The 3,084-nt window shown below is 45.4% G+C and carries 2 protein-coding genes; both read right to left on the reverse strand.

The window, feature by feature from the left end:
- Positions 1–235: 235 nt before the first annotated feature.
- Positions 236–2,767, reverse strand: a complete 2,532-nt coding sequence (locus ACE1CM_RS27725) for a CHASE2 domain-containing protein (RefSeq protein WP_374882083.1) — start codon at positions 2,765–2,767, stop codon at positions 236–238.
- Between the two features lie 66 nt (positions 2,768–2,833).
- Positions 2,834–3,084, reverse strand: a 251-nt coding sequence (locus tag ACE1CM_RS27730; protein ID WP_374882084.1) for a hypothetical protein, incomplete at its 5' end; no start/stop codon positions are given.

Below are 3,084 nucleotides of genomic sequence, written 5' to 3' on the forward strand. Positions count from 1 at the left end.
CTACTTTTATAGCGGATTGCAGTCGTATGAGGTACACCTTCGTTTGTGTATCGGGACCCATTTTGGGGGCGCGAAACAAAAGGAACGGAAAAGCGTTAAAAAAAAACCGTTGAAAAAGCGGGATTTTGGTTTCGGGGCCCCCTTTCGGGTGCCGCTACACAAACGAAGGTGTACCTCATACGACTGCAATCCGCTATAAAAGTAGCGAGTGCTAAAGCGATGGCAAAACCCAATCTCACTTCCTGGAAAACAAACTTCTTCCTAGCCATAATTCAGCATCCAAAGGTCTACTGTTATTGACAAAAAGCGAACTCCTTGTAGACCACCACACTAATGCTACTTCAGTCGCTAATAAAGCCAACGCCGATGGAACGAACGGCACCCACCCAGCTGCTGTAAAGATGATAAAGCAAATCCCAAAAAGCATTCCTAAAGTGACAACTCCGGCTAATCCAAGACCCAGTGGCTGTCGAATGCACAGTGCTAGCATTCCTCCCACCAACGCCCATCCCCATACCCAAAAAACTTCCACCCATTGAGGCCACCACCATAACAAAGGTCTACGATCCAAAACAGCACTGAGAATCTGACTCACCATCTGCGCTTGCACAAACACTCCTGGTATTCGGGTTTGATTGGGCGGCGCATTAACGCTGAAGGGAGTTTTCCATTGATCGGCAGTAGTTGGCGCAGTAACGCCAATCAGGACGATACGATTTTTCACAGATTCGCTTAATTCAGGGTTAATCCGGTTATTCAGAATATCTCTGAGAGAAATCTGGGGGGCAATGTTTTGTAAAGAAGCCAGAGAACGATAATTAAGCAACACTTGATAACCCGATGCATCCACTCGTTGATAACCGCCAGATTGGGATTTTAATTTCTTAAAAACAACATCGCCCATTTGCAATTCCCCCTGCTTCGTAAATTTGGCCTCTATGCCTTGTGCATTCAAATAATGAAGTGCCATCTGGAGACTAAAGGCATTATCTGCGGCACAAGGAGATGTTAGAGGAGGCATTAAATGCAACAAATGGCGACGGGCAATTTCATCATCATCTGCCACAAAATCGCTAAAACCCAGACGTTTTTTGGGAACTTCAGGCGGGGGGGGATTGCCATCTGGTGCGCCATCTTCAGGTGCAGAAACTTTGCATGTAGCAAACAGGCGTTCGTCTTGCCGCAAGCGAGTTGCTAAATCTGGATAATCGGGGTCTACAGAAAAATCGCGATAAATATCAATACCGATAGTTCTTGGTTGATACTGTTCTAATTTTTTCAATAATTGCGCGAGTGCATTATCCGATAGCGACCAGCGCATTTTCATTTTCATCCGATTCTGATACTGAATATCCGCTTCATCAATTGTGACTATCAACAAACGCGGATCTTGGCTTTCAATCGGTCGCAACTGCATTAGATGATCGAAAGCTTGCAACTCCCATTGCTGAAGCATTCCCAGGTGTCGCACACCCATCACCAAGCCAGTTACTACCACACTCGCTACCAGCACCATCCATCCCCCCCTTGGTAAGGGGGGGCAGGGGGGGATCGTATTTTCGCTGGGCGGTAACAAATCTTGCCAAGTTGGTGGTTCAAGAGCGGGGTTCTGAAAAATGACTGGTAACCAACTCGCACAAGGACATTTTTCCTCCAGTCCATGCAGTCTTTGTCGTGCTTCTCTTACCGCAGTATATAAAGATTTTCCACCCGAAAAAGCTGCTATAAAATACTTTAAGAAAGCTTGAGCGATCGCATCCGGAACCGGCTCTCGCATTACAATCGTTTGCGGAATGTGCAAATCGAACAGTGCTTGCGCCAACCCCAAACCATCGCAGGAGTTGAAAATTGCCAGCTTCAAACCGCGTTCTCTCGCATTTTTGAGCGCATATTTCAGTTCCGAAACGGTTAAACTCTTAGTTTGATTAATATAAATTCGCCCGCTTTTCCCATCTGAAAAACTAAAACTATGACCCGCGAAAAACAGGATATCCCAAGGTTCAGCCCAAAGTTGGTCATTCAGTTGCGCTCGCTCCGGTTCTACCAAAAATTTTACTTCCGCCTCAGGTAATTTCTCTAAAAAACTCCTATCCCGATCAATATTAATGCCTTTGCTATTGCCAAGTATGGCTAAAATTCTGACTTTATCGCCTGTTTTTTTGCTCGGCGTTCTGGTGATTGATATATACTCTGGCGCACTCAAAGCCACTTCCGCATTGGGATAATCCTCAAAAAAGTTCCACAGATGCCAGGGTAGTCGCCGCAACAGTTTATCATCGGTTTCAATAATGAATCGAATTTCCTCTAAATGACCTAAGTGCGTTCGTAATCGATTGTTAATGTGGCAAAACTGTTGCGAGTTTAGCCAATCATTGATTTTATCTGAAAACTGCTGGCATAAATCGTTAAACTTTTCAGAGGAAAACCCAGCCTCGTCAGGCACATCTTCCGGAAAATCGAGTAGTTCGAGGCGCGGGAGCAAATCTAAACATTGATAAGACGCCGAATACTGCAACTGCCAATCTTTGTAGAGTGAGGAAATTTCTGGTGCTGGTGGTAAACTCCCTATAAACTGCATCGAGGGGGTGGAAGTCGCCTCCCAAAGCTGCGCCGTCACGGCGGGAAAGCCGTTTTGCAAGTTACCATGTCCCAAGCTCAAGACTACTTTACTCATTCGCCTGTGACTGGCAGAGGTCAGATGACAAAAGTATCCGTTGTTACCACTTACAGCGCCACTTGTCATAAATCCTTCATAATTTGTTGTCATTCCTCCCCATATCCAGAATAAACACCTACGAGCGTTACTCAGCCTCAACAGCCAGAGTTTTCGGCATTATTTACATAAATTAATATTTGGCGTTTTGCATAAAACCCTGGGTGTTTGACCGGAGTTATAGACAGAAGCAGGACAGCGCCACGCGAGCGCACCCTGACGATCTGTGGGACATTGAGTCATGACGAGCGAACTCGCTTGACTCAAAAACCTAATTTTATCAACTCCCAATCCCGAATTTAACAGGAGTAAACTTTCATGAATAAGCAACTCTCCTCTGACAGTAAACTCGATAAATTCCTGACTGACGA

This window comes from Microseira sp. BLCC-F43 (genome assembly GCF_041929235.1).
Taxonomy (GTDB): domain Bacteria; phylum Cyanobacteriota; class Cyanobacteriia; order Cyanobacteriales; family Aerosakkonemataceae; genus Microseira.

Bases quoted from the DNA above. Each gene is read 5' to 3' on its own strand.
- ACE1CM_RS27725 (WP_374882083.1), bottom strand. From the start codon at position 2,767: ATGACAACAAATTATGAAGGATTTATGACAAGTGGCGCTGTAAGTGGT.